Here is a 25,954-nt window from a genome sequence, read left to right as displayed (position 1 = left end):
AAAACCAACCTGTTTGCACTACCCCTCAAAAGTTAGACACAAAAAATCTAACTTTTGAGGGCAGTACAGTTTGGGTTGGTCTGATTATCAGAAAGTGATTAATGTTAATTTTTTAGTATTCTGAGGGTTGACAGTGGAGGAAGAGTAGAATGAAATTACCAATAACTGGAATAAAAGATACGAAGATAAAAGCCCAATGGTAACCAGCATCTCTCAGACGGCGTATGGACAGAGATAGATTTGGAATGATAGTAAAGAAACCATAAATCTGAATTAGCGATAGAAGAGGGGCTGCTTCCTCTCCAACCATAAGTAAGAAAATTAAAGATAAGACAGCTATCAACATATTGGCAAATACAGCCCACCAATAATCTGGGCGATCTGACCGCCCAGCGAAGTCAAAAGCTCTCCGCCAAAAATCAAGATATGCATAAATCATAATAATCTCCTAAATAATTTTATTTATCTTATTATATTATAAATCACTAAATATTGCAATTTAATTTTTGTTTTTAGAAGTACATCCATTTTCACCGTTGCTTAGCAGATACATCCAGGTTAGCAATCCATTGTTTTATTTTTCAAATGGTGATAAAATAAAGTGTTGAAGTTTGCGGTTTATCTGCTTGATAAATGGCAATTTCCGAATAAAAAGAGGTCTCATTTGCCTCCTAAGGAGAAATCATGTCTGAAAAGAACTTTTATATTACAACCCCTATCTACTATCCGAGCGGTAAGCTCCATATCGGTTCTGCCTACACAACTATCGCATGTGATGTCTTAGCACGTTACAAACGCCTTATGGGCTACGATGTCTTTTATCTGACTGGTCTTGATGAGCATGGCCAAAAGATTCAACAAAAAGCAGAAGAAGCTGGTATTACACCACAAGCCTATGTTGATGGCATGGTAGTTGGAGTTAAAGAACTCTGGCAATTACTGGATATCTCATATGATAAATTTATCCGTACCACAGACGATTACCATGAAAAAGTAGTGGCTCACGTCTTTGAACGTTTGCTTGCTCAAGATGACATCTACTTGGGTGAATATTCAGGCTGGTATTCGGTTTCTGACGAGGAATTTTTCACTGAAAGCCAGTTGGCAGAAGTCTTCCGTGATGAAAATGGAAAGGTAACCGGCGGAATTGCGCCATCTGGACATGAAGTGGAGTGGGTATCAGAAGAGTCTTATTTCCTCCGTCTCAGCAAGTACCAAGACCGCTTGGTAGAATTTTTCAAATCTCATCCAGACTTTATCACGCCGGACGGACGTCTTAATGAAATGCTGAAAAACTTCATTGAGCCGGGCCTGGAAGATTTAGCGGTATCTCGGACGACCTTTACTTGGGGTGTGCCGGTGCCATCCAATCCTAAACACGTTATCTATGTCTGGATTGATGCCCTACTCAACTATGCGACAGCACTTGGCTACGGTCAGGATGATCATGCTAACTACGATAAATTCTGGAATGGAACAGTCTTCCACATGGTGGGCAAGGACATTCTGCGTTTCCACTCTATCTACTGGCCAATCCTGCTCATGATGCTGGATATTAAGCTGCCCGACCGCTTGATTGCCCACGGTTGGTTTGTCATGAAGGATGGCAAGATGTCCAAGTCTAAGGGGAATGTGGTCTATCCGGAAATGCTGGTAGAACGTTATGGTTTGGATGCCCTGCGTTATTACCTCATGCGTAGTCTTCCGGTGGGATCTGATGGAACATTCACACCTGAGGACTATGTAGGTCGTATCAACTATGAGTTAGCTAATGACCTTGGAAACTTGCTCAACCGTACTGTTTCTATGATTAACAAGTACTTTGACGGTCAAGTGCCAGCCTATGAAGAAAATGTGACGGATTTTGACGGAGCTCTGGCTCAGGTGGCATCTGAATCCATCGCTGACTACTACAAACACATGGATGCAGTAGACTACCCACGCGCCCTAGAAGCAGTCTGGACGCTCATCTCCCGCACCAATAAATATATCGATGAAACCGCTCCTTGGGTTCTGGCTAAGGATGAAACCAAAATCAAAGAACTGGCAGCAGTTATGAGCCACTTGGCAGCCAGCCTTCGTGTTGTGGCACACATGATTGATCCTTTCATGATGGAAACAAGCAAGGCTGTCCTCAGCCAACTTGGCTTGCCTCAAGCAACTTCGCTGGAAAACCTAGCAATTGACCAACTCCCAGCAGGTCTGACAGTTGTAGAAAAAGGAACACCAATCTTCCCTCGTCTGGATATGGAAGAAGAAATTGCCTATATTAAGGGACAAATGGAGGGCAACAAACCTGCGGTTGAAAAAGAATGGAATCCAGAAGAAGTCGAGCTCAAACTTAACCGCAAAGAAATCAAGTTTGACGACTTCGATAAGGTGGAAATCCGTGTCGCAGAAGTCAAAGAGGTGTCTAAAGTTGAAGGATCGGATAAGCTTCTTCAGTTCCGCTTGGATGCAGGAGACGGTGAGGACCGCCAAATCCTCTCTGGTATTGCTAAATACTATCCAAACGAGCAAGAACTGGTCGGTAAGAAAGTCCAAATCGTAGCTAATCTCAAACCACGTAAGATGATGAAAAAATATGTCAGCCAAGGGATGATTCTATCAGCCGAGCACGGCGACCAACTTACTCTCCTTACTGTGGACGAAAATGTCCCAAATGGAAGTTTGATTGGATAACAATTTTTGATCTAATAACGATCCCCCAGCAGGAGTCTGTTGGGGGATTTTTGCTATAATCATCACTTTGAAACCGCTTGACAAATTCTATAGATATTTATATAATTTTATTTGAAAAAGTTTTAGGAGTTATATTATGAAAATAGTAAAAATTGCATCACTTGTTTTGTTGTTGCTTTTAATTGTCATTCTCTTTCCGCTGAATCCTTATTTGGCAGCTTTTCTAGCTATTATTAGCCTTGGAGCAGCATTTTTGATTCGGAGGAAGTAGTATAATGAAAATAGTTAAGGATTTCATAAAAAAAGTTTTGGGGGCTAAGATTTACATATGGATTGTGGTAGCCGTTCTTGCTATCTTTTTTGTTGTTGCGAAAACTTATAATATCATTGGATTTTTCCAAGGTAAAAACGCTTCAGATGAGCGAAGCCAAATCTATACGCAGATCACTCGCTTGGAAAAAGTCAACGAAAGTGTTTTTTTGGATGTAGGGATTCAAAAGGTTGAAACGATTGAGAAAGATAAGAAGATTCCTGGCACCAATATCAGTATTCCACTGTCTGTTAAGAAAGCTATTATTATTCTTAATTATACGGCTAAATTTGGAATTAAAGAAGGAATTAAGATTAAGAAAATTGCTGAACATGAGTACGAGCTAACTATACCTAAATATGAAGTTATAGGTGTAGAGGTCTCGGATAATCCCAAAGATCGATACAAACTCTATGATATGAGTGGACAGCTGTTGAGCGGTTCAACAGAAAATATTGATACTGGAGAGCATGTTGCTAAATCTCTTAGCAATAAAGAACAAGAAGATTATATTAAACAATATAAAAATCTCATTACGGAATCTGCAGAAGACTATTATACAAATATAGTGACTAGTATTGACTCAGAGGCTAAAGTAACTTTTAAAAATATGAATAAATAGGAATCATAACTTTTTGAGTATTGTTACAGTTTAGCTGATAGTGAAATGTATCGTTCTATCAACTTGGGAAAGCATCTTGCACATCATTGCAAGGTGTTTTTTTATGTCCTATAGCATATCGTAAACCCCTCAATTTTGTTTAAAACAAACAAATAATATGGAAAAAAACAGAAAAATGAGTTATAATAAACAAAACCAATGTGTAGAGAGGCTAAAGTATGGGAAAAAATCAGAGACAGGACGAAATAGTTAAGCTGGTGGATCGAGCTGGGACAGTGACAGTTGCTGAGATTGTTGAGACTATGAAGGTCTCAGACATGACGGTTCGGCGTGACTTGATAGAGCTGGAAAGTAAAGGGTTGCTGACTCGTGTTCACGGTGGGGCTAAAAGTAATCAGCACCTCAAGTACAGAGAAATCCCTCATGAAGAGAAGCTTTATCAGAATATCGAGGCCAAGCGGACTGTTGCCAAGAAGGCTGTGGAGCTGATTGAAGATGGCGATACTATTTTTCTTGGGCCGGGGACTTCTGTGGAGGTGCTGGCTGAGGAAATCAGCAATCAGCATCTGCGCGTGATTACAAATTGTCTGCCGATTTTTCACGATCTTTTAAAAAAGAGGTCGGATACCTTCAAAGTCTTTCTACTTGGTGGGGAGATGCGGGAAGCGACTCAAGCCTTTGTCGGCGAGATGACCAATGCCATCATGGATAAAATGTACTTTACTAAGATGTTTTTCAGCGGCAATGGTATCAAAAACGGGCAGATTATGACCTCTTCTTTTGAAGAGGCCTATACTCAGAAGCTAGCTTTGGAGCGCTCATCAGAGACCTACCTATTGATTGATTCTTCTAAGATTGGCAAGGAAGATTTCACTTCTATCTGTCCTTTGGCTGATATTACAGCTGTTATCACAGACAGGATGTCTGAAAATGCTCAGGAAGAACTGGAAGTTTATACCAAGATTATTTCCTAGATTATTTTAAATGGATGAAAAAATTATCAAAAAGCTCTTTTTAGGGCTTTTTTGTTTATTTTAATCATCTTTAAAAACATTTTGATTAAAATAAACAAAAATCTGTTGACAAATAACTTTTAAAGGAGTATAGTATGCTTATAGGAAACAGAAAGTGTTTTTTATAAACAATATTCTGTGCAAAAAATCAAACAAAGGAGAATGCTCATGGCAATTATTATTGGAGCAGATGCTGCTGGAAGCAAGCTGAAAGATGTGGTCAAGGATTTTCTCGTCGGAGAAAACTTTGAAGTGGTGGATGTGACGAAAGAAGGTCAGGATTTTGTTGATGTGACCCTTGCAGTTGCGGCTGAGGTGAATAAACAAGAGGAAAATCTTGGTATTGTCATTGACGCTTATGGAGCTGGTCCATTTATGGTAGCGACCAAAATCAAAGGCATGGTAGCAGCGGAAGTCTCAGATGAACGCTCTGCCTACATGACTCGCGGTCATAACAACTCTCGCATGATTACGATGGGAGCTGAAATCGTTGGTGAAGGGCTGGCTAAGAACATTGCCAAAGGCTTTGTCAATGGGAAATACGACGGCGGCCGCCACCAAATCCGGGTCGACATGCTCAACAAAATGTGCTAAGAAAAGGAGAAATCAAATGAAAATTGCAATTGGATGTGACCATATCGTTACCAATGAAAAAATGGCAGTCTCAGATTTTCTAAAATCAAAAGGCTATGAAGTTCTTGATTTTGGTACTTATGACCATACTCGTACCCACTACCCTATCTACGGAAAAAAGGTAGGAGAAGCAGTGGCAAGTGGCAAGGCGGATTTGGGAATCTGTATTTGCGGTACTGGTGTTGGCATTAACAACGCTGTAAATAAAGTTCCTGGCATCCGCTCAGCTCTGGTGCGCGATATGACCTCGGCTCTCTATGCTAAGGAAGAGCTCAACGCCAACGTTATCGGTTTTGGCGGAAAAATCACTGGTGAGCTCCTTATGTGTGACATCATTGAAGCTTTCATTCATGCGGAATATAAAACAACCGAAGAAAACAAGAAGCTGATTGCCAAGATTGAGCATGTTGAAAGTCACAATGCTCATCAAGCAGATGCTAACTTCTTTACAGAATTTCTTGAAAAATGGGATCGTGGAGAGTACCACGATTAGAGAGGTAGCTAGATGATTCTTACAGTGACCATGAATCCTTCTATCGATATTTCCTATCCCTTAGAAGAATTGAAAATAGATACTGTTAATCGTGTTTCAGAAGTCAGTAAAACAGCGGGCGGCAAGGGTCTCAACGTAACCAGGGTCTTGGCAGAAATTGGAGATAATGTCGCTGCGACGGGACTGATTGGTGGGACCAATGGTGAATTTCTCTTGCAGAATCTTCATCAAGCTGTACGACCATTATTTTATAATATTTCGGGAAATACGAGGAATTGCATTGCTATCTTACACGAAGGTAAGCAAACAGAAATCCTGGAAGCTGGTCCGACTATTACAGCGGATGAGGCAAATGGTTTTTTACATCATTTTAAATCATTAATGGAATCAGCTGAGGTAGTTAGTATCTCGGGAAGTCTACCAAATGGTTTACCTGTTGAATATTATATTCAATTGGTTGAAATTGCTAATCAAGCTGGCAATAAGGTGGTGCTGGATTGCTCTGGAGCTGCTCTGGAAGCTGTACTCAAATCAGATGTCAAACCAACTGCCATCAAACCTAATAATGAGGAACTTTCTCAGTTATTGGGTCGCGAAGTTTCAAAAGATTTGGATGAGTTAAAAGCTGTCCTTTCAGAACCGCTATTTGAAGGAATCGAGTGGATCATCGTATCACTCGGTGCAGATGGAGCTTTTGCTAAGCACTGGGATACTTTCTATAAAGTAGATATTCCTAAAATCCAAGTGGTCAATCCAGTTGGCTCTGGAGACTCAACTGTTTCAGGGATCTCTTCAGCCTTGAGTCATCAAGAAGATGATGTCTCTCTGCTCAAAAAAGCAAATGTTCTGGGCATGCTCAATGCCCAAGAAAAAATGACTGGTCATGTCAACGTTGAAAACTACGACGGCCTATACAATCAAATCACAGTAAAAGAGGTATAAAGAATGGTATTAACAGAACAAAAACGCAAGTACATGGAAAAACTTTCTGATGAGAATGGCATCATTTCTGCTTTGGCATTTGACCAACGCGGTGCTTTGAAACGCCTCATGGCTCAACACCAGGAAGCAGAACCAACAGTAGCTCAAATGGAAGAACTGAAAGTTTTGGTCGCAGAAGAGCTAACTCCTTATGCTTCATCTATGTTGCTGGATCCTGAGTATGGACTGCCTGCTACTAAGGCTTTGGACAAGAATGCTGGCTTGCTATTGGCCTATGAAAAGACAGGCTACGACACTTCTAGCACCAAGCGCCTGCCAGACTGTCTGGATGTTTGGTCTGCAAAGCGCATCAAAGAACAAGGCGCGGATGCGGTGAAATTCCTCCTTTACTATGATGTAGACAGCTCTGAAGAACTCAACCAACAAAAGCAAGCTTATATTGAACGTGTGGGTTCTGAGTGTGTGGCAGAAGAAATTCCTTTCTTCCTTGAAATCTTGGCTTACGATGAAAAGATTGCGGATGCTTCCAGCGCTGAGTATGCTAAAGTCAAGCCTCATAAGGTTATCGGAGCTATGAAGGTCTTCTCTGATCCACGTTTCAACATTGATGTCTTGAAAGTAGAAGTTCCAGTCAACGTTAAATACGTTGAAGGCTTTGGCGATGGTGAAGTAGTGCATACTAAAGAACAAGCAGCTGCCTTCTTCAAGGAACAAGATGAGGCAACGAACTTGCCATACATCTACTTGAGTGCGGGTGTATCTGCGAAACTCTTCCAAGAAACACTTGTGTTTGCTCATGAGTCAGGTGCTAACTTCAACGGCGTTCTTTGCGGACGTGCGACTTGGGCTGGCAGCGTTAAAGACTACATTGAGCAAGGTGAAGAAGCAGCTCGCAAATGGCTTCGTACAACAGGATTTGAAAATATTGATGAGCTAAACAAGGTCCTTCAAAAAACAGCTACCTCGTGGAAAGAAAGAGTCTAAAAATAGTTAAAAAATAAATAAAGTAAGGGTTTACATTCTGATACTGATATGCTATAATGAAATCAGAAATTGAATAGGGTGAGCGTTACTAAGTTGGATTAGGCGTGACCGCAAATAAATTGAGGGAAGATATAGCCTCGGTTTGTTTGTGGTCTTTTTGTTTTGCCAGAACCCTAGAAAATGAAGAGGAGGAGATATGTATCGAATCATACATCCTATGAACAACAATGTTGCTCTAGCCAAACATGAAAATGGTGAAGAGGTTGTTCTGATTGGCAGTGGCATAGCTTTTAATAAAAAGAAGGGTGACATCGTTCTGGAAAGTAAGATTGAGAAAATCTTTCGCCTAAGAACGGAAGAGTCTAAAGAAAACTTTGTGGCCTTGCTCAAAGATGTTCCACTGGACTTTATCACAGTGACCTATGATGTGATTGATACCCTTTCTAAGAAGTATGATTACCCTGTCCAGGACTATATCTATGTCACGCTAACGGATCACATCTACTGTTCATATCAGGCTCTGCAGCAGGGGCGGTACAAGGAGAGTGACCTGCCAGATGCTTCGGACAAATACCCTGTCCCTTATCAGATTGCTCAGGAAGCGGTAGCCATATACCGCGAGCGGTTGTTGGATAATTTCCCTAGCGACGAGGTCAATCGCATTGCCTATCACTTTATCAATGCCGAAGGGGAGACCAATCCTGAGGGGCAAAGTCACTTGGGCAGGCGAAAAGATATTCTGGCTGCTGTTGAGGCAGAGCTGAAGAAAAATGGTATTAAAAGAAGTGCAGAAAACAGCAACTTTTATGACCGTTTTATGATTCACCTGAACTATTTTTTAGACTATCTGGACAGAAGCCGTGATGACAATGTTTCCCTGCTGGAAATGGAAAGTCAGATCCAGATGACCTATCCTCAAGCCTATCAGGTCGGAAGCGATATTTACCACATCATTGCCCAGAAGACGGGAATTGATCTCTACCGCAGCGAACGGGTCTACCTGGTGCTGCATATCCAACGCCTTTTATAATAGAAAATAATAATAAAATTTTACATAAGAATACAAGGAGGAACTCTCATGAATAGAGAAGAAGTAACATTGCTCGGTTTTGAAATTGTGGCCTACGCTGGTGACGCTCGCTCCAAGCTCTTAGAAGCTTTGAAAGCCGCAGAAGCTGGGGATTTTGCTAAGGCAGACGCCTTGGTAGAAGAAGCCAATAGCTGCATCGCTGAAGCTCATCATGCTCAGACTAGTCTCTTGACAAAAGAAGCAGCTGGCGAGGACTTGGCTTACAGTGTGACCATGATGCACGGCCAAGATCACCTAATGACTACCATCTTGCTAAAAGACATGATGCACCATTTGATTGAACTATACAAAAGAGGAGTAAAATAATGAACAAACTCATCGGACTTATTGAGAAAGGGAAGCCTTTCTTTGAGAAGATTTCTCGGAATATCTATCTCCGTGCTATTCGGGACGGTTTTATTGCTGGTATGCCAGTCATCCTCTTCTCATCTATCTTTATCTTGATTGCCTATGTGCCAAATGCTTGGGGCTTCCACTGGTCTAAGGATATTGAAACTTTCCTAATGACCCCTTATAGCTATTCGATGGGGATTTTGGCTTTCTTTGTGGGAGGGACCACTGCAAAGGCTTTGACAGACTCTGTCAACCGCGACCTGCCTGCGACAAATCAGATTAACTTCTTGTCTACTATGCTGGCTTCTATGGTCGGCTTCCTTCTCATGGCGGCTGAACCTGCCAAGGAAGGTGGCTTCCTGACTGCCTTTATGGGAACCAAAGGTCTTTTGACAGCCTTCATCGCAGCCTTTGTGACCGTTAATGTCTACAAGGTTTGTGTGAAAAATAATGTCACCATTCGTATGCCAGAAGAAGTTCCACCAAATATTTCCCAAGTATTTAAAGACTTGATTCCATTTACTGTCTCAGTCGTTCTGCTCTACGGTTTGGAACTGCTTGTTAAAGCAAGTCTGGGAGTAACAGTTGCTGAATCCATCGGAACACTTCTTGCTCCGCTTTTCTCAGCGGCAGATGGCTATCTGGGAATCACTCTTATCTTTGGTGCTTACGCTTTCTTCTGGTTCGTGGGAATTCACGGTCCGTCTATCGTTGAGCCTGCCATTGCGGCCATTACTTATGCCAATATCGATGCTAACTTGGCTCTGGTTCAAGCTGGTCAGCATGCGGATAAGGTCATCACTTCTGGCACTCAAATGTTCATCGTTACCATGGGTGGTACTGGTGCGACCTTGATTGTTCCATTCCTCTTCATGTGGATCTGTAAGTCCGAGCGTAACCGTGCAATTGGACGGGCATCTGTTGTCCCAACTTTCTTTGGTGTCAATGAGCCTATTCTCTTTGGCGCTCCAATCGTACTGAATCCGATTTTCTTTATTCCATTTATCTTTGCACCTATCGCAAACGTATGGATTTTCAAATTCTTTGTTGATACTTTGAACATGAACTCCTTCTCAGCCAACCTTCCTTGGGTGACACCTGGACCTCTGGGAATTGTGCTGGGTACCAACTTCCAGCTTCTGTCCTTTGTTCTTGCAGCCCTCCTTGTCGTAGTAGATGTAATTATTTACTATCCATTTGTCAAGGTTTATGACGAACAAATCCTAGAAGAAGAACGTTCTGGTAAAGCTAACGATGCTCTTAAAGAAAAAGTAGCAGCTAACTTTAATACTGCTAAAGCGGATGCTATCCTTGAAAAAGCAGGAGTGGATGAAGAAGCTCCATCTCAAAACAATATTAGCGAAGAAACCAATGTTCTGGTGCTCTGTGCAGGCGGCGGTACTAGTGGATTGCTGGCCAACGCTTTGAATAAAGCAGCAGCTGAATACAATGTTCCTGTCAAAGCAGCAGCTGGCGGCTACGGTGCTCACCGTGAAATGCTGCCTGAGTTTGACCTGGTTATCCTGGCTCCTCAAGTTGCCTCCAACTTTGAAGACATGAAGGCGGAAACTGATAAATTGGGTATCAAGCTGGCTAAGACTGAAGGCGGCCAATACATCAAACTAACCCGTGATGGCAAAGGAGCACTTGCCTTCGTGCAGGAACAATTTAACAACTAAATCTGTTTATGTGAGATGAAGCAACTTGATAGAGTTTGGGACAAAAGTCCTAGCCTCTCAATTGTCTTTGGATTGTCGAGCAAGACGCAGTGGTTGAGTGGGCTCTACTACGCTGATTTCATCAGCTTTTACAGCCCTACTCAACTGTGCGGAGGTGGGACGACGAAATCGAATTCTAACGAATTACCGATTTCTGTCCCACTCTCCAAATGTTATTGAAAGGAAAATAAGATGACAAAAAGCTTACCTAAAGATTTTATTTTCGGTGGTGCAACAGCAGCCTATCAAGCTGAGGGAGCAACCCACACAGATGGAAAAGGACCTGTTGCCTGGGATAAATACCTTGAAGATAACTACTGGTATACAGCAGAACCTGCTAGTGACTTTTACCACAAATACCCTGTGGATCTCAAATTGGCTGAAGAGTATGGTGTCAATGGTATTCGGATTTCCATGGCTTGGTCACGGATTTTCCCGACAGGCTATGGCGAGGTCAATCCAAAAGGTGTGGAATTTTACCATAATCTTTTCGCAGAATGCCACAAACGCCATGTGGAACCCTTTGTAACTCTTCACCATTTTGATACGCCAGAGGCTCTTCATTCAAATGGAGATTTCCTCAATCGAGAAAATATTGAGCACTTTGTAGACTATGCGGCTTTCTGTTTTGAAGAATTTCCAGAAGTTCGCTATTGGACAACTTTCAATGAAATTGGTCCCATTGGTGATGGTCAGTACTTAGTTGGAAAATTCCCTCCGGGTATCCAGTATGACTTGGCCAAGGTTTTCCAATCCCATCACAACATGATGGTCTCCCATGCTCGTGCTGTTAAGCTCTATAAGGACAAGGGATACAAGGGTAAAATCGGTGTCGTTCATGCACTTCCTACAAAATATCCTTACGATCCAGAAAATCCAGCAGATGTCAGAGCAGCAGAGTTGGAAGATATTATTCATAACAAGTTCATCTTAGATGCGACTTATCTGGGACACTATTCAGATGTAACTTTGGCAGGAGTGAATCATATCCTTAAGGTCAATGGTGGTCAGCTGGATCTACGAGATGAAGACTTTGCAGCTCTAGAAGCAGCTAAAGACCTCAATGACTTCCTTGGCATCAACTACTATATGAGTGATTGGATGTGCGACTTTGACGGTGAAACAGAAATTATCCATAACGGAAAAGGCGAAAAGGGAAGCTCTAAGTACCAGATTAAGGGAGTAGGGCGCAGAGAATCTCCAACCCATATACCAAAAACTGATTGGGATTGGATTATCTATCCGCAAGGTCTTTATGATCAAATCATGCGGATTAAGAAGGATTATCCCAACTACAAGAAGATTTATATCACAGAAAATGGTCTGGGTTATAAAGATGAATTTGTGGACAATACAGTTTACGACGATGCTCGCATTGACTACGTCAAGCAGCATCTGGAAGTTTTATCCGATGCGATTGCGGACGGGGCTAATGTCAAGGGCTACTTTATCTGGTCTCTGATGGATGTCTTTTCTTGGTCTAACGGTTATGAAAAACGCTACGGCTTATTCTACGTAGACTTCGAAACGCAGGAACGCTATCCGAAGAAATCCGCTCACTGGTATAAGAAACTAGCCGAAACACAAATGATTGAATAGGCAAATAAAAACTCCCGTCCTAGCTGAATGGAATCGGCTAGGACGGGAGTTTTTTTATTCTTCATCATCTGTAAATTCTAGGATGTCTCCAGGCTGGCAATCAAGGGCCTGACAGATAGCATTGAGGGTGCTAAATCGGATAGCCTTGGCCTTGCCCGTTTTGAGAATGGAAAGGTTGGCGTTTGTGATACCGATGATATCGGCCAGTTCACCCAGTTTCATCTTTTTCTTGGCCAGCTGGACATCAAGATTAACGATAATCATGATAGCAGCCTCCTAGATGGTAAATTCATTTTCTTCAGCTATATCAATCCCCTTTTCCAGAATTTTCATCATCAGCCAAATAATCAGAGCACCCAAGAGAGGTGTAAAGCTCATACTGGCGTTAAAAGAGAAGGGGAGAGCGATGGGATTGCCTGATGCAGCAACCTTAACGGAAAGAAAGGTCAGAGCCAGAAAGACTTTCCATGCCTTATCAGCTAGTTGCGTGTTTGATGAATCAAAAATCTTTCCACTAATCAAATTTTTGACGAAATTACGAGCAAGATAGATGAGATAAATAGTCAAAGAGGCTGTGAGAAGATTTATAACAAAGGCTAGAATACTCCACCAATTTGAAAAATCAACTGAGGGCATAAATTGAACATTGAGCTTTATTCCCAACCTGTCGGAAAGACCGGTGTAAGAAATCACACTTAGGATAGTAAGAAACACCAAAATAGCAGCATAACCCACTATGATAAGGTTTAATAGAGTAACAATATCTTTGAGCAAAGAGTTATTTTTTAATTCAATCTTTTTCATGATGCTTACCTCTATCGAAAATCAGCCGGCAGTAGATTTTCTTTTCCTTTTATTCTTATTATAATCTATTTTTTATTGTATTTCAAGAAAAATATATCGAAAAACGATAATTTTTTGAGGCCAAAAGGATATCTTATAGAGGTTTTGGTATCGGTGAAAATTTTGTTACAATATATTGAATATCAAAGCAACGAAGGAAATAGTAATGAATCCTATGTTTATGATTGTGGTGCTTGGGCTACTCTGGCTAGTTATTGTTTTTCCACTCTATCTTCACTATCGAAAAGAAATTTCTATTAGAAGTAAATCTACATCTTTAATATCAGGCAAAGTAGTAGGATATAACAGTTCCATCTATAGTCGCCAAGGTAACCCACCTCAGGTAGCCTTGCCTATTGTAGAGTATACCGTTCGCGGCAAACAATGTCGAAAAAGTCTTAAGTATAAACAGTTTATCCCTGCATCTTCAGGAAAAATCCAAAAAGATGTTTTTTCAAGTGACTATGTCTACAGCTCGGATAGGAGTCTAGACTTGAAAAAATATTTCCCGTCAGCTCAAATATTGCCGTTTACTATAATCCTAAGAATCCTGAAGAAGCGTATGTTGAGCGCTGCATCAGCAATGAAAAGTATTTTAAATATTTGTTTATCGGATTTTCTATTTTCTTCCTTATTTTGATTGGTATCAATTTTTTCCGTCTATTCTTGTAGTTTAAAAAGTCTATTTTTGGATATTGAGTGATAGAAATTTTATCTTTTTCAAAATTTGTTGAATCCAAATAGACTAAAAAAGAGGATTGAAGTCCTCTTTTTGGTTTCTTTATTTAAATTTAAAGCCTTCATAGACCAGATCTGCTTTCGGATTGGTCTTTTTAAATTCGTTGGCTAGTTTATCCATCATCTTGACAGGCCCGCACATGAAGACGGTGCTTTTGTCATCCAGAGGATAATTCTTGAAGTCTAAATAGCCAGAGACCTTGCTATCGACCAAATGAAGGTCAAACTGCGGATTCTTTGCCTCGTAGTCTTTGAGTAGGTCTAGGTAAACAGCATTTTCAGCTCCGGTATAAGCATAGTAGAAGCTGACTGGACGATTCAGATTAGGATTTTCACGGATATAGGAGATGAAGGGCGTAATGCCAATCCCACCAGCAATCCAGATTTGTTTTTCTTGCCCCTGGTCAAGAATCATGTGGCCATAAGCTCGGTCAATGGTGACCTTAGTTCCCTCTTGGATCTTGTCATAAAGTTTCTTAGTGTGGTCACCAGAGTTCTTGATAGTAAAGTAGACGATATTGTCATGACCGCCAGAGATAGAGAAAGGATGTGGCGCTTTTTCAAATCCTTCTTGGAAAATCTTGACAAAGGCAAACTGCCCATACTGGTAGTCTAGCTTTTGACTAAGCTGGATCTTCAACTCCACGGTATCGTGGTTCAGGCGTTTGACCTGCAGAATTTTCCCCAGATGGCGAAAGGCCAAACTTTGATAGAGGAAGATGATGTAAAAGCCAGAAGCTAAACCGATGATAGCATAGAATCCGACTATGAAACCTAGCAAGGTCGGTGTCAGGAGTCGACCGCCCATTAGCATATAAGCGTGGAAGAGACCAAAGATATAGGCCAAATAGACAAAGCGATGAATCCAACGCCAAGCCTCATATTTGATGTGCTTACCAAGATAGGCCACCAGAACAATGCTGACAAAGAGATAGATGCCGACATTCCCAAGCTGGGCTGCCAGATGAGAGCCCCAGAGACTGCCACCCATGGCAACATTGTGGAGAGCAAGAAGAACAACGGAAAAGATAGCTGTAAACTTATGATAAGCATACATCTTTTCGATGCCATGGAACCATTTTTCCAAAAGGGCGTTCCGAGTCGCAAGTAAAAAGGTCAGCGAGAGGGTAGTTAAGGCCAGACCGGGTACGATAAAGTTGGTCATTCCAGCTGAAGCCCAAGCATAGATGGTCAGGATTATGCTGACAGCAATAAGGGCGATTCCTTTGATAGATTTCATGATGGTTTCCTTTCTAATTTTTATCACTACTTAGTTGTAAATAGGTTTGTTACATTCTAACAAAGAAAAAACAAGCTGTCAAGATAAGAGCTTGTTTTGTTTTTGGGATGGATAGGTCAAGTCTTCTGTTGGGTAAGATAAATAGGACTTTTGCGATTTTACTCTTGAACCTCTGCAGCAGTCTCTTCCACTTTATCAGTCTCAGACTGGCCGAAAGGTAATTGCTTGCTCCAACGCGATAGGTTTTCTCGGATATCTTTGCCAATTTCAGAAAGATTAGGTATGCTAATGTCATCCTTCCAGCTTTGAACACGCATATTCAGCAGGAGCTTGGACAAGCGCAGCAGCATGTCACGTTCTTGGTCTGTTAGAGATTGAGCATTTTTCAGGATATCGAGGACTTTGTTAAAGTTTTCAACATTGGACAATTCGTCGACAGATTGGATACCAGCATCTAAAATCAGTCCGAAAAAGAGGTCGAAAAAGTCTTTAAGTTCTTCATCTGAAACGGTGCTTACCCAATTTTTAAAAGTCTTGTCTATCTGCAGGCTCTCTGCATCTAATGTATCCAGCAATAGGAATGAGTTCCCCTTGATCTTCCACGAAAAGGTATCGTGCTGGGCAAAGCCGCCGATGGCACTGCTTTTGACAATCCTTGCTTCCTTGGGTGTTTCCAGCATCATGCCGACGATGGAGTTCTGAGGCAGGTAGCGTTTCATCCTTTCAACCACAGTCTGATAGCCATCGCTTTCGATGACAGAGTGATTGAGACCGGGAGAGTCATAGCTGTAGATGGCTTCAATACGATCTTGAAGCGACGTTTCCATCTGACTGGCTGCATAGGAAGCCAAGTTTCCTCCTTTGGAATGGCCGGTTAGGATAAAGTTACCGGGCAGATTTTCTAAGGCTTTCTGCAGGTAGCGGGCGGCCATTTTCTGAGCAGGGATTTGAGCCATATAGGTCATGTGGAAGTCTTCCTTCCAGCCAACAATGGAGTCGTCTGTGCCGCGAAAGACCAGGACATAGGTATCGGGCTTGATTTTGAAAATCAAGGCAGCGAATTGCTTCTGAATATCTTGGTCAACGTCATTGACATAGCCCATCAGTTTTAGATTTTTAAAGCGAGTAGAGGCTGCGGCCAAATCCAATAGTTTCAGACGATTTTTGCTGACCATCATGGAGAGGTCGCGCGGTACTTGATCGGCCAAATCCAGCAGTCGGCAGTCGCAGTAAGGGGACATGTCTTCATGCACTAGTTGGTCAAAAGGCAAGTAGGTCATCTCTGTCAGGATTAGAAGATCCAGTTCATTGAAAGGTTTATCATAAATGCTGTCATGCTGCACTTCTTCAAGGTAAGTAAAAATATTGCTCATGTTATATCTCCAATTTCTACTAGTTAGTATAGCATATTTTTCTGATAGAATTTCTCTTTTCCAGAAAAATCATACCTTAGACCGAGGATGATAAACAAGCAAGCGCATTTTTTGGTATAATGTTACTAGCAAGCAATCGGGAGGGAAAGATGCACAAGATTTTACTAGTAGAAGATGATCCAGTCATCCGTCAGATGATTAAGAAAATGCTGGAACAATGGGGCTTTCAGGTAGTGGCAGTCGAGGACTTTATGGATGTGCTGACTGTCTTTGTCCGAGAGGAGCCGCATCTGGTGCTGATGGATATCGGCCTGCCCTTGTTCAACGGCTATCATTGGTGTCAGGAAATCCGCAAGATTTCAACGGTGCCTATCATGTTTCTGTCTTCTCGCGATCAGTCCATGGACATTGTCATGGCTATCAATATGGGGGCGGACGACTATATTACCAAGCCTTTTGACAATAATGTCTTTCTGGCTAAGGTTCAGGGCTTGCTGCGCCGTTCCTATGAGTTTGGAAACGACCAGAGTCTCTTGGAGCATCAGGGTGTCATTCTCAATCTCAAGTCGACAGATCTGGTCTTTGATGGGAAAGTGGTGACTTTGACCAAGAACGAATTTCAGATTTTGCGGGTTCTCTTTGAGCACGCAGATGGTATCGTGGCGCGTGATGATCTGATGAAGGAACTCTGGAACAGTGACTTTTTCATCGACGACAATACCCTATCGGTCAATGTCGCTCGCCTGCGTAAAAAGCTTGAAGAGCACGGACTGAAGAATTTCATCGAAACCAAAAAAGGAATAGGATACGGTCTCATCAATGGACACACAGGATAAATTTTTCTTTCTTAAGTCTTACCTTTATTCACGGCGATTTTTTCTAGCTCTTTTGATTCTGCTGCTAGGCTTTATTCTGCTCTTTGCCTTTGTCTTTGATGCTTACCGCAGTCTGCTGGAATACGTTGCGCTCTTGCTGGCTTTTCTGTCTTTCTTGTTTATCGGAGCAGATGCTTGGACGTCCTATAAGGCTTATCGCAGCCAGAAGCTGCAAGCCTCTGCTCAGGCGCAGACTCCTCTAGAAAAGCTTTTGCAGGAAAGAGTGGAGGAGCTGGAGTACGAACAGAAGAATCAGCTCTTGGTTGAACAGGAGAAATACAATGATTTGCTTGATTACTATACTCTTTGGGTTCATCAAGTCAAGACTCCTATTGCTGCCAGTTCACTTTTGATTGGAGATTTGAAGGATAAGGAAGCTAAGTCTCAGCTGGAGCAGGAGCTCTTTAAGATCGAGTCTTACGTTCATCTGGTGCTCCAGTACCTCCGTCTGGAAAGCTTCCATGATGATCTAGTTCTGAAGCAGGAAAATCTGGCTGATTTGGTTAGAGAAGTAGTCAAGAAATATGCCCTTTTCTTTATTCAGCAAGGACTCAGCCTCAATCTTCATGATCTAGACCACACGATTGTCACTGATAAAAAGTGGTTTCTAGTGATTTTGGAGCAGGTCCTGTCCAATAGTCTTAAATACACCAAAGAAGGCAGCATAGAGATTTATTTTCATGAGGACAGACTCTACATCAAGGACACGGGTCTGGGCATTCAAAATTCTGATTTGCTGCGGGTTTTTGAGCGTGGTTTCTCAGGCTACAATGGTCGTCTGACCCAGCAGTCCTCAGGCTTAGGTCTTTATCTGTCCAAGAAAATTGCTGACCAACTGGGACACAAGATTGCTATAGACTCTCAAGTTGGTCAGGGAACGACGGTTTCCATCGCCTTTCCTGAGAAGAAATTGATCTTTGAGTAGGAGGAAGAAAGTTGCTAGTAGTGGTTTATGATAGTCTGACTGGTTTGGGTAAGAAGTTTGCTAAAAGTCTGGGACTGCCTAGCCAGTCAGTCTGGAAATGATGAAGATAAGAAAGCAGTAAAAGAATTTTTATATAAGATTTAGAGAATAATAAACACTAGTTTATCTAGTTTTAGAGATAGTAAGTACTGTGAGAAATCATGTTGAAATGGAGAAAATCATTGCTTTAAATAAGAGGAGATAAAATGGTTAATAAGAATAGTGATTTAGGATTACAAGAGAATAATGCAATTTATCATAATCTAAGAGAGTTGGAAAAGGAACTTGAGAGTGATTTAGATAGAATATTAGGGGATTTGACATCAATTGATATAGAACGAGATAATTTACAAAATAATCGTTATCTTGAAGAAGCTATACAAGATATCATTTGGGAACAAGTACAAAATCAACTAGCTGTTCAATTGGGCGAGGAATTTATAAAGGAAAATCGAGGTCAGACATTAGATTTAAGAAAATCAGCGCACATACAAACATCGAAAAATTTTGAGAAAGCTAAATTTGCAACTCATAATCAGGATGTAGATTATAAAGAAAGGTATAATGTATGGCAAAGTAATTTTACTTTTAATAAAAAAGGCGATAGAGTTCTCAAGAAAAGTGCTCGTAAATTTTTTGATAAGAATAGAGAAAAGGGTTCAGCTTCTATTCATAAAGATCACACAATTTCTATAAAAGAGCAGTTGAATGATATTGAACTTGCTACATATTTTTCTAAAGAAGAAGTTAAAGATTTTGCAAATAGTTCTCAAAATTTGCATGATTTAGATGCTTCCGCAAATATGTCAAAAGGTGATAAGACTATGACAGAGTTCTTAAACTCTGAAAGAAATAGACAAAGACCTGAAGAAAGATTCAATATTGATAGAAAACAATTAGAAAAAGATGAGGTAGAAGCTAGAGAAGAACTAAAGAATAGAAAAAAAGAAGCAAAAGAAAAAGCGATAAAATCTGGCAAATTATCACGGCGCAAAGAAGCTTTTAAAGTAACTGGTAAAGCATTAAAAGCAGCAATTTTCCAGCTTTTATCTGAGTTTTTGAAAGAAATTATCAAGAAGTTTATCATTTGGTTTAGTGAAAAAGAAAAGAACTTCAATACATTTATTGGAAAAGCCAAAGAAGCCATTAGTTCCTTTGTCTCTAAACTATCTCAACATATTATAAGTGTTGGGGAATCAATGATTGCAGTATTAGCAACTTCAATTATCGGTCCAGTTGTAGGAACTTTTATGAGAATCTGGACGTTTGTCCAACAAGGTTGGTCATCTTTGAAAGATGTAATAGACTACCTTAGGAATCCTGAAAATAATACTAAAAACATAAATACTATTATGTTGGAGCTTGGAAAAATTATTATAGCTGGAGTAACAACAACTAGTGCTATTGTTTTAAGTGATACAATTGCAGCAAGTATAGCTGGGGCTGTTCCAACACTCGCTATAGAAATTCCGTTGTTGGGGAGTCTGGCAAGTATTATTGGAACCTTTATGGGAGCAACAGTAGCAGGTGTTTCAGGAGCTTTTGTGTTAAAATTAATTGATCAAACTATAATATTAAGACAAATAAATGAGTTAAATAATAAAAAAATTGATGGAAATAATGATAAATTAATTCTTCAGGCTCGTTTGACAGATTTAGGAATGTTAATGTCACAATCTGATAAATTATCTGCTTTGAGTACGATAGAAGAAAGACATCAATTTGCTGTAAGCAAAATGGAAGAAAGCTTTACTAAATTGACCTCGGATTGTGCTGAAAAATCGGAGGATGAATTTGCAGATATTGATGCATTATTAGATGAATTATCAAATTAGGAGTTATTATGGAAAATAGATTGGGTCTACAAATCACTAATCATGATTTTGAAGTAGCTAAGGAACAATTAAAGAAATTTGCTGAGCAAGATACAGAAAATTTGAAGTTCGAGAAAGTTCGTACTCATGAAAAAATTTTCGATTTAGAATTTTCAGAGCATGGTGTGACGGGGACAGAGTTTAATAAGTTAATCGAACAAATACAAAATTATTTTGCTAATTTTTATGATAGACAACAAGACTTAATTAAGGAGTTTGGACAAGTTTATCAAGCACTTGAGATCCTGGATAAAGATTATATTCAAGCTATTTTGAGTACTGTAAAAGCAATAGAAAAAACAAATCAGAATATTCAAATAGAGCAAAAAAGGCTGGATAATAGTATTAAGAGACAAGAGTCTACTCTTCAAGTTTTGAAAAAATTCAAAGATGATATTAATGATTTTAACTCTAAAATTAATACAAATGAATCTATTAATTTAATTAAACAAGTGGAGACTCAGGTGAAGCAGTTAGAAAAAAGTGTCATTTTAAATAATGAATATAAAGTGAGTAAAGATAATCAAATTTTTAAATTACAATTAGAGTTGACAAATACTCATCAACAGTTTCAAAATGTTTCTAATAAGTTGACAACTGTCTTTATATTATTAGGATTTACAATTGCTACTTTAATATTTATATTATTTTTTAGTTTATTGAGGTAGTCACTATGAATAGTTATCAAACTGAATTGATGGATTTAACTATAAAATTAGATGCAATTACTGGCTCGCACGGTTCCCTTATTTCTCTAGTGCAAAAGGTTATCTCAAATTACTCTGATAATAATGCGACAATTTTTTTAAGAGAGATTTCTAAAATATATAAAAATGAAGCAACAGGGAGAGAAACTAGAAAGCTTGCAAAAATTGTATCGGATGATTTGTTGAAGTTTGTTGGATATTCTTATATACGAGATTCCAAAAATAAAATACAGCCAAAACTAGATGAAAATATTTCTTTAGAAGATTTGCAAAAAGAGTTAAATCAATTAATTGGATTAGAGAATGTTAAGAAAGAAATTAATAATTTAGTTGCTTATCAAAAGGTTCAGTCTTTAAGAAAAATAGAAGGTTTAAAAATACCTTTCCGTACTTTACATATGGCCTTTACAGGAAATCCGGGAACAGGAAAGACAACTGTTGCTAGAATCATAGGAAGAATGTACAAACAATTAGGTTTATTATCGAAAGGTCATTTTATTGAGGCTTCGAGAACAGATTTGATTGCTGGTTATCAAGGTCAGACAGCTTTAAAAGTAAAAAAAGTAATTGAACAAGCTAAAGGTGGAGTATTATTTATTGATGAAGCGTACAGTATAACTGAAAATGAAAATAGTGATTCGTACGGGCGTGAATGTTTAACCGAACTCACGAAAGCTTTGGAAGACTTTCGTGAAGATTTGGTTGTTATTGTTGCAGGTTACACAAAACCGATGTGTACTTTTTTTGAATTAAACGCCGGGTTAAAGTCTCGCTTTAATCGATTTATAGAATTTAATGACTATACTGCTTTAGAATTATTGGAAATTTTAGATGTTCTATGTTTAAAAGATGATTATAAAATAAGCGAAGACTTGAGGAGAGTTTTATTATCTTTCTTTTCAGATGAACTTGGTTTGTCAAACGATAATTTTTCGAATGGAAGATTTGTTAGGAATATATATGATAATTTAGTCATGCAACAATCTATTCGCTTAAGTAGAAAAGAAGGAATTACTTTAGACGAACTCTCCTTACTAGAGTTAGATGATTTTCAACAAAAGAATTAAATCTTACAATTTTGTAAGGTTTTTTGTTTGAAATGAAAGGTTAGGTTATGGTACCGGCCTTTCTTTTTTATTATCATAGAGGCAAGAAATAAGAAGGAGACAGAAAAATGAAATCAAAAGGTATAAATGCTTTTCAGTTGAAGCTCTTCATGGCATTTCTTATGGTTTTTGACCATATCAGTCAGATACCGGGGCTAGTGCCGGACGGCTGGGATGGCGTCTTGCATGCCCTAACCCGCTGTGTCGGAGTCGCATTTGCCTTCATGGCAGTGGAAGGCTTTCTCCACACTCGCAACCGCCTGGCTTACAATATGCGGCTCTTCTTTTGGGCAGCCCTGATGCAAACAGGAAACTGTATCCTGACGCTTCTCTTTCAGGAGAAGGGCATTTACCTCACTCACAACATCTTCCTGACCTTGGCCTGCGGGGTCCTCATGCTGAGTCTTTTCTTTGGCTTTTCTGAAAATGGCGGAGCTGCTAAGGATAGGAAGCGTGGCTTGCGGATAGCAGCAGGAGTATTAGTTTTGCTGGCTGGGCTTCTCTTTAGCGAAGGTGGCATGGCTCTGCTTCCTTTCATGCTCTTGACCTACCTTTTTAGAAACCAAGTCTTTTTCAGAAACTTGTCCTATGTAGTTTGGGCGGGAGTTCTCTTTGCCATGAGTATTCAAATTTATCCAACCTTGCAGGACACGCTATCGATGTTGCTCTATAATTCAGACTGGCTCTTTATCAGTGTTCTTCCTCTCTTGCACTTCTACAATGGTGAGCGAGGATCCAGCAGCAAGTGGAGCAAATATTTCTTCTATATTTTCTATCCAGCCCACCTTTGGCTAATTGCTTTGATTGCCTTTTGGGTAAAATAAAGCCCATCTCATCTTACAAAAGTGTAAGATTGCACTTTAAAATGTAAGCTTAGGTTATGGCAGGGCGGTTGGTATTGAGATAAAATAGACTTATCAATTAGGAGGCAGTTCATAAATACTGCTAAAAGCAGGGCTTTGATAGGTGCCTGCTAGACAGAAAGGAAACAAGATGACATTATTAGACGTACAGCACGTGAAAAAAATTTATAAAACCCGCTTTCAGGGTAGTCAAGTAGAGGCACTGAAGGACATTCACTTTACGGTAGAAAAAGGTGAATATGTCGCCATCATGGGGGAGTCAGGCTCCGGGAAATCCACCCTGCTCAACATCCTGGCCATGCTGGACAAGCCAACTGAGGGCCGCGTCTTTCTTAATGGAACTGACACAGCAACCATCAAAAACAGTCAGGCTTCCAGCTTCCGCCGGGAGAAATTAGGCTTTGTCTTTCAGGATTTCAATCTGTTGGATACCCTGTCGGTCAAGGATAATATTCTACTGCCTCTGGTCCTCTCTCGTCGTCCCATTACCGAGATGATGCAAAAGCTGGTTACGACCTGCAACGAGCTGGGGATTAACAAGCTGCAAGAGAAGTTTCCTTATGAGATTTCCGGTGGCCAGAAGCAACGGGTTGCAGTAGCTCGGGCAATTATCACAGACCCTGAGATTCTGCTGGCGGACGAGCCGACGGGAGCCTTGGATTCCAAATCTTCGGCAGCCCTGTTAGATGTCTTTGACGACATTAATGCCCGCGGTCAAACCATTCTCATGGTGACCCACTCAACTGCAGCGGCTAGCCGGGCCAAGCGGGTGCTCTTTATCAAGGATGGGATTCTCTACAACCAAATCTTCCGTGGTGACAAGACCGAGCGGCAGATGTTCCAAGAGATTTCCGATACTCTGACTGTTATGGCAAGTGAGGTGGGCAATTATGTTCAAACTAACGAGTAAACTGGCTTTGTCAAATCTAGTTAAAAATCGCAGTTTGTATTATCCATTTGCTTTGGCGACGGTACTGGCAACAGCGATTTTGTATAGTTTTGTCTCACTAGCTTATAGCCCCAATATGGAGACCTCTTATGGCGGTGCAGCTGCTCGCATGACCTTGCAGTTTGGCATCCATGTCATTCAGATTGCCGTCCTTATCCTCATTACCTATGCTAATAGCTTCGTCATGAAAAACCGCTCCCGAGAGTTGGGAGTCTATAGTCTGCTGGGCATGGAGAAAAAGCATCTGCTAGTCATGACCTTCTTTGAACTCTGTGTCTTTTATCTGGTTACAGTCGGTCTGGGTATCTTGTCTGGCCTAGCTTTAGATAAGATGCTCTACGCAGTCCTTTTGAAATTGATGGGAATGCCGGCAGTTCTTGCCTCGACCTTCCAATGGCAGAATGTTTTGATGACTCTAGCCAGTCTGGGTATTGCTTTTGCGGTGATTTTGTTGCTCAACTCTACGCGTCTTCTACGCTATAGCTCTCTTAATCTAATGAAAGAAAAGAAAGCAGGCGAGAAGAAGGGACGCTTCCTTTTTCTGCAAACCTTGCTGGGGCTCCTGCTCATGGGTGTGGCTTATTATATGGCTTTGACCGTTACCAAGCCTGTCGCTGCTATCGGCAATTTCTTTATAGCTGTGGTTATGGTTATCATCGCAACCTATCTGCTTTTTAATGCAGGTTCGATTACGCTATTGCAATTTCTCAAAAAGCGCAAAGGCTACTACTACAAAACGCAGAATTTCATTTCTGTTTCCAATCTCATCTCGCGGATGCGTAAAAATGCAGCAGGATTGGCAACTATCTCCATTCTATCTACCATGCTCTTAGTGACTCTGGTTGGTACAATAAATATCTATGTTGGGGGTCAGGATTATATTACTACCTTGCATCCAAAGGATTATAATGTCAGTATCGTCTTGCCGAAATCGACCGATCAGAAGGAGGCTCTGTTGGACAAGGTCCAGCAAGTAGCTCAGGACTCAGGTCTGAAGAAGCCAAGCTATACTACCTATCTCTACCAATCAGCCTTCATTACGAAACTGACTGGTAATGATGTGACAGTTCCAATGCAAAGAGAGCTGGAGTCGGATACAAGTATCTTGACAAAGTCTGCTGGCACGATTACAGTCATCAATCGCCAGGATTATGAAAAAATGACAGGGGAAAAGATAGACTTAGCAGATGATGAAACCTTAGTTTACGGGAAAAATATTTCCTTAAATAAGGACAAGCCTCTCCGAGTGAATGGTAAGGACTGGAAGATTAAGCAGCTTTTATCGTCGAATTTCACGCATGGGGAAATCCCTAATCCAAACGATGTGACCATGGAACAGGGACTCTATATGGTGGTCAATGATAGCAAAGATGTTAATCTCGATGTGGAACATTACTACTACATTGGAGTTGCTTCAGAGACTAAGGGCAGTAAAAAGTTTGTCGAGCAAGTCCAATTGGGGTTGAGGGACACTTTGGATCAGGAACAAGCTCAAGATGGTAGCTTTGCAATGGCTAGTGACCGTTATAGTGCAGAAAAGAGCTATCAAGAACTTACTGGAACCTTGCTCTTCATAGGTGTCTTCCTCTCCGTTATCTTCCTTCTAGGAGCCGTTCTCGTGATTTACTATAAGCAAATCTCTGAAGGCTATGAAGACCGAGATGGCTTTATCATCTTGCAAAAAGTTGGTTTAGATGAAAAGCAGACTAGAAGTACCATTCGTAAGCAGATTTTGACTGTTTTCTTCCTACCTCTCATCTTTGCTTTTCTACATGTAGCAGCGGTCTTTCATATGTTGCGCTTGATAGTTGCCCTACTAGGTGTGACTAATCTTCCTCTTTTGATTCAGACAACACTTGCAACTTGCGGAGTCTTCCTCCTGACCTATATTCTGGTCTTTCTTCTGACTTCACGCAGCTACCGCAAGATTGTCGCCCGCTAAGAGCAAATCCCTGACCAGAGGTCGGGGATTTTTTGATGTCTGGATTTTCACCTCTCATCTC

Annotated in this window: 26 protein-coding genes and 1 pseudogene; 22 read left to right on the top strand and 5 right to left on the bottom strand. The window is 40.6% G+C overall.

The features are described 5' to 3' along the window. Positions 1-112 precede the first annotated feature (112 nt). Positions 113-439: a DUF805 domain-containing protein gene (locus RP262_RS05510; RefSeq protein WP_002909172.1), complete on the bottom strand. Its 327-nt coding sequence runs from the start codon at positions 437-439 to the stop codon at positions 113-115. 245 nt (positions 440-684) lie between these two features. Between RP262_RS05510 and metG the strand changes: the two genes are divergently transcribed. From metG to lacG, 12 genes are all read left to right on the top strand, one after another. After that, positions 685-2,682, top strand: coding sequence for a methionine--tRNA ligase (gene metG, locus RP262_RS05505; protein ID WP_311154532.1), 1,998 nt, complete (start codon positions 685-687; stop codon positions 2,680-2,682). A gap of 136 nt (positions 2,683-2,818) precedes the next feature. After that, the gene (locus RP262_RS05500) at positions 2,819-2,953 is read left to right on the top strand and encodes a hypothetical protein (RefSeq protein ID WP_002899817.1); all 135 of its coding nucleotides are present in this window, start codon (positions 2,819-2,821) and stop codon (positions 2,951-2,953) included. A 4-nt stretch (positions 2,954-2,957) separates the two neighbouring features. Further along, positions 2,958-3,614, top strand: a complete 657-nt coding sequence (locus RP262_RS05495; RefSeq protein ID WP_009659121.1) for a hypothetical protein — start codon at positions 2,958-2,960, stop codon at positions 3,612-3,614. 218 nt (positions 3,615-3,832) lie between these two features. Beyond that, positions 3,833-4,588: a DeoR/GlpR family DNA-binding transcription regulator gene (locus RP262_RS05490; RefSeq protein ID WP_311154531.1), complete on the top strand. Its 756-nt coding sequence runs from the start codon at positions 3,833-3,835 to the stop codon at positions 4,586-4,588. A 207-nt stretch (positions 4,589-4,795) separates the two neighbouring features. After that, positions 4,796-5,221 carry a galactose-6-phosphate isomerase subunit LacA gene (gene lacA / locus RP262_RS05485; protein ID WP_009659075.1) on the top strand — a complete coding sequence of 142 codons (426 nt, stop codon included), beginning with the start codon at positions 4,796-4,798 and terminating at the stop codon, positions 5,219-5,221. 16 nt (positions 5,222-5,237) lie between these two features. Further along, positions 5,238-5,753 carry a galactose-6-phosphate isomerase subunit LacB gene (lacB, locus tag RP262_RS05480; protein ID WP_311154530.1) on the top strand — a complete coding sequence of 172 codons (516 nt, stop codon included), beginning with the start codon at positions 5,238-5,240 and terminating at the stop codon, positions 5,751-5,753. A gap of 12 nt (positions 5,754-5,765) precedes the next feature. Next, positions 5,766-6,695: a tagatose-6-phosphate kinase gene (locus RP262_RS05475; RefSeq protein ID WP_311154529.1), complete on the top strand. Its 930-nt coding sequence runs from the start codon at positions 5,766-5,768 to the stop codon at positions 6,693-6,695. Between the two features lie 3 nt (positions 6,696-6,698). After that, complete coding sequence (gene lacD, locus RP262_RS05470) at positions 6,699-7,679, top strand: tagatose-bisphosphate aldolase (RefSeq protein WP_311154528.1); 981 nt, start codon at positions 6,699-6,701, stop codon at positions 7,677-7,679. A gap of 196 nt (positions 7,680-7,875) precedes the next feature. Beyond that, entirely contained in the window at positions 7,876-8,709 is an 834-nt protein-coding gene (locus RP262_RS05465) for a PRD domain-containing protein (protein WP_125405375.1), read from the top strand. 48 nt (positions 8,710-8,757) lie between these two features. Beyond that, positions 8,758-9,075 (top strand): PTS lactose/cellobiose transporter subunit IIA, encoded by a 318-nt coding sequence (locus tag RP262_RS05460; protein ID WP_009754858.1) that lies wholly within the window; start codon positions 8,758-8,760, stop codon positions 9,073-9,075. After that, positions 9,075-10,781, top strand: coding sequence for a lactose-specific PTS transporter subunit EIIC (locus RP262_RS05455; RefSeq protein WP_002894736.1), 1,707 nt, complete (start codon positions 9,075-9,077; stop codon positions 10,779-10,781). Before RP262_RS05460 ends, RP262_RS05455 begins: the two co-directional genes overlap by 1 nt. Before the next feature lie 231 nt (positions 10,782-11,012). Continuing rightward, a complete protein-coding gene (gene lacG, locus RP262_RS05450) occupies positions 11,013-12,419 on the top strand; it encodes a 6-phospho-beta-galactosidase (protein WP_311154527.1) in 1,407 nt (468 codons plus the stop codon). A gap of 54 nt (positions 12,420-12,473) precedes the next feature. Here lacG and RP262_RS05445 read toward each other — a convergent pair whose 3' ends face one another. Both RP262_RS05445 and RP262_RS05440 read right to left on the bottom strand, forming a co-directional pair. Then, a complete protein-coding gene (locus RP262_RS05445) occupies positions 12,474-12,683 on the bottom strand; it encodes a helix-turn-helix transcriptional regulator (protein WP_002894739.1) in 210 nt (69 codons plus the stop codon). A 12-nt stretch (positions 12,684-12,695) separates the two neighbouring features. Further along, entirely contained in the window at positions 12,696-13,223 is a 528-nt protein-coding gene (locus RP262_RS05440; protein ID WP_149565218.1) for a DUF2975 domain-containing protein, read from the bottom strand. A gap of 540 nt (positions 13,224-13,763) precedes the next feature. Here RP262_RS05440 and RP262_RS11200 point away from each other — a divergent pair. Beyond that, the gene (locus RP262_RS11200) at positions 13,764-13,934 is read left to right on the top strand and encodes a DUF3592 domain-containing protein (RefSeq protein ID WP_399553055.1); all 171 of its coding nucleotides are present in this window, start codon (positions 13,764-13,766) and stop codon (positions 13,932-13,934) included. A 109-nt stretch (positions 13,935-14,043) separates the two neighbouring features. On the opposite strand, the gene RP262_RS05430 is transcribed toward RP262_RS11200, so the two are convergent. Beyond that, the gene (locus tag RP262_RS05430) at positions 14,044-15,240 is read right to left on the bottom strand and encodes a ferric reductase-like transmembrane domain-containing protein (RefSeq protein WP_311154525.1); all 1,197 of its coding nucleotides are present in this window, start codon (positions 15,238-15,240) and stop codon (positions 14,044-14,046) included. 158 nt (positions 15,241-15,398) lie between these two features. Beyond that, on the bottom strand, positions 15,399-16,613 hold the full coding sequence (locus RP262_RS05425) for a DUF2974 domain-containing protein (protein ID WP_311154524.1): 1,215 nt from the start codon (positions 16,611-16,613) through the stop codon (positions 15,399-15,401). Between the two features lie 149 nt (positions 16,614-16,762). On the opposite strand from RP262_RS05425, the gene RP262_RS05420 reads away from it, so the two are divergent. The 9 genes and pseudogenes from RP262_RS05420 (at position 16,763) to RP262_RS05380 (ending at position 25,893) form a co-directional block, all read left to right on the top strand. Continuing rightward, positions 16,763-17,449: a response regulator transcription factor gene (locus RP262_RS05420; protein ID WP_125434824.1), complete on the top strand. Its 687-nt coding sequence runs from the start codon at positions 16,763-16,765 to the stop codon at positions 17,447-17,449. Further along, on the top strand, positions 17,433-18,413 hold the full coding sequence (locus tag RP262_RS05415) for a sensor histidine kinase (RefSeq protein WP_311154523.1): 981 nt from the start codon (positions 17,433-17,435) through the stop codon (positions 18,411-18,413). Before RP262_RS05420 ends, RP262_RS05415 begins: the two co-directional genes overlap by 17 nt. 11 nt (positions 18,414-18,424) lie before the next feature. Beyond that, positions 18,425-18,511, top strand: a pseudogene (locus RP262_RS05410) (NrdI protein); the annotation flags it as partial. Between the two features lie 147 nt (positions 18,512-18,658). Beyond that, entirely contained in the window at positions 18,659-20,287 is a 1,629-nt protein-coding gene (locus RP262_RS05405; protein ID WP_002905964.1) for a hypothetical protein, read from the top strand. A gap of 8 nt (positions 20,288-20,295) precedes the next feature. Beyond that, on the top strand, positions 20,296-20,994 hold the full coding sequence (locus tag RP262_RS05400) for a hypothetical protein (protein WP_268690694.1): 699 nt from the start codon (positions 20,296-20,298) through the stop codon (positions 20,992-20,994). Between the two features lie 5 nt (positions 20,995-20,999). Continuing rightward, a complete protein-coding gene (locus RP262_RS05395; protein WP_002905966.1) occupies positions 21,000-22,100 on the top strand; it encodes an AAA family ATPase in 1,101 nt (366 codons plus the stop codon). A 107-nt stretch (positions 22,101-22,207) separates the two neighbouring features. Next, positions 22,208-22,963: a TraX family protein gene (locus RP262_RS05390; protein WP_002905967.1), complete on the top strand. Its 756-nt coding sequence runs from the start codon at positions 22,208-22,210 to the stop codon at positions 22,961-22,963. Positions 22,964-23,132: 169 nt separating this feature from the next. Further along, on the top strand, positions 23,133-23,912 hold the full coding sequence (locus tag RP262_RS05385; protein WP_002899832.1) for an ABC transporter ATP-binding protein: 780 nt from the start codon (positions 23,133-23,135) through the stop codon (positions 23,910-23,912). Beyond that, positions 23,893-25,893, top strand: a complete 2,001-nt coding sequence (locus tag RP262_RS05380) for an ABC transporter permease (protein ID WP_311154522.1) — start codon at positions 23,893-23,895, stop codon at positions 25,891-25,893. Before RP262_RS05385 ends, RP262_RS05380 begins: the two co-directional genes overlap by 20 nt. The last annotated feature ends 61 nt before the right edge of the window (positions 25,894-25,954 follow it).

It is taken from the genome of uncultured Streptococcus sp. (assembly GCF_963456385.1).
Taxonomy (GTDB): Bacteria; Bacillota; Bacilli; order Lactobacillales; family Streptococcaceae; genus Streptococcus.
Note: the sequence above shows the minus strand (reverse complement) of the source record. Positions and strands in the feature narration are given on the sequence as shown.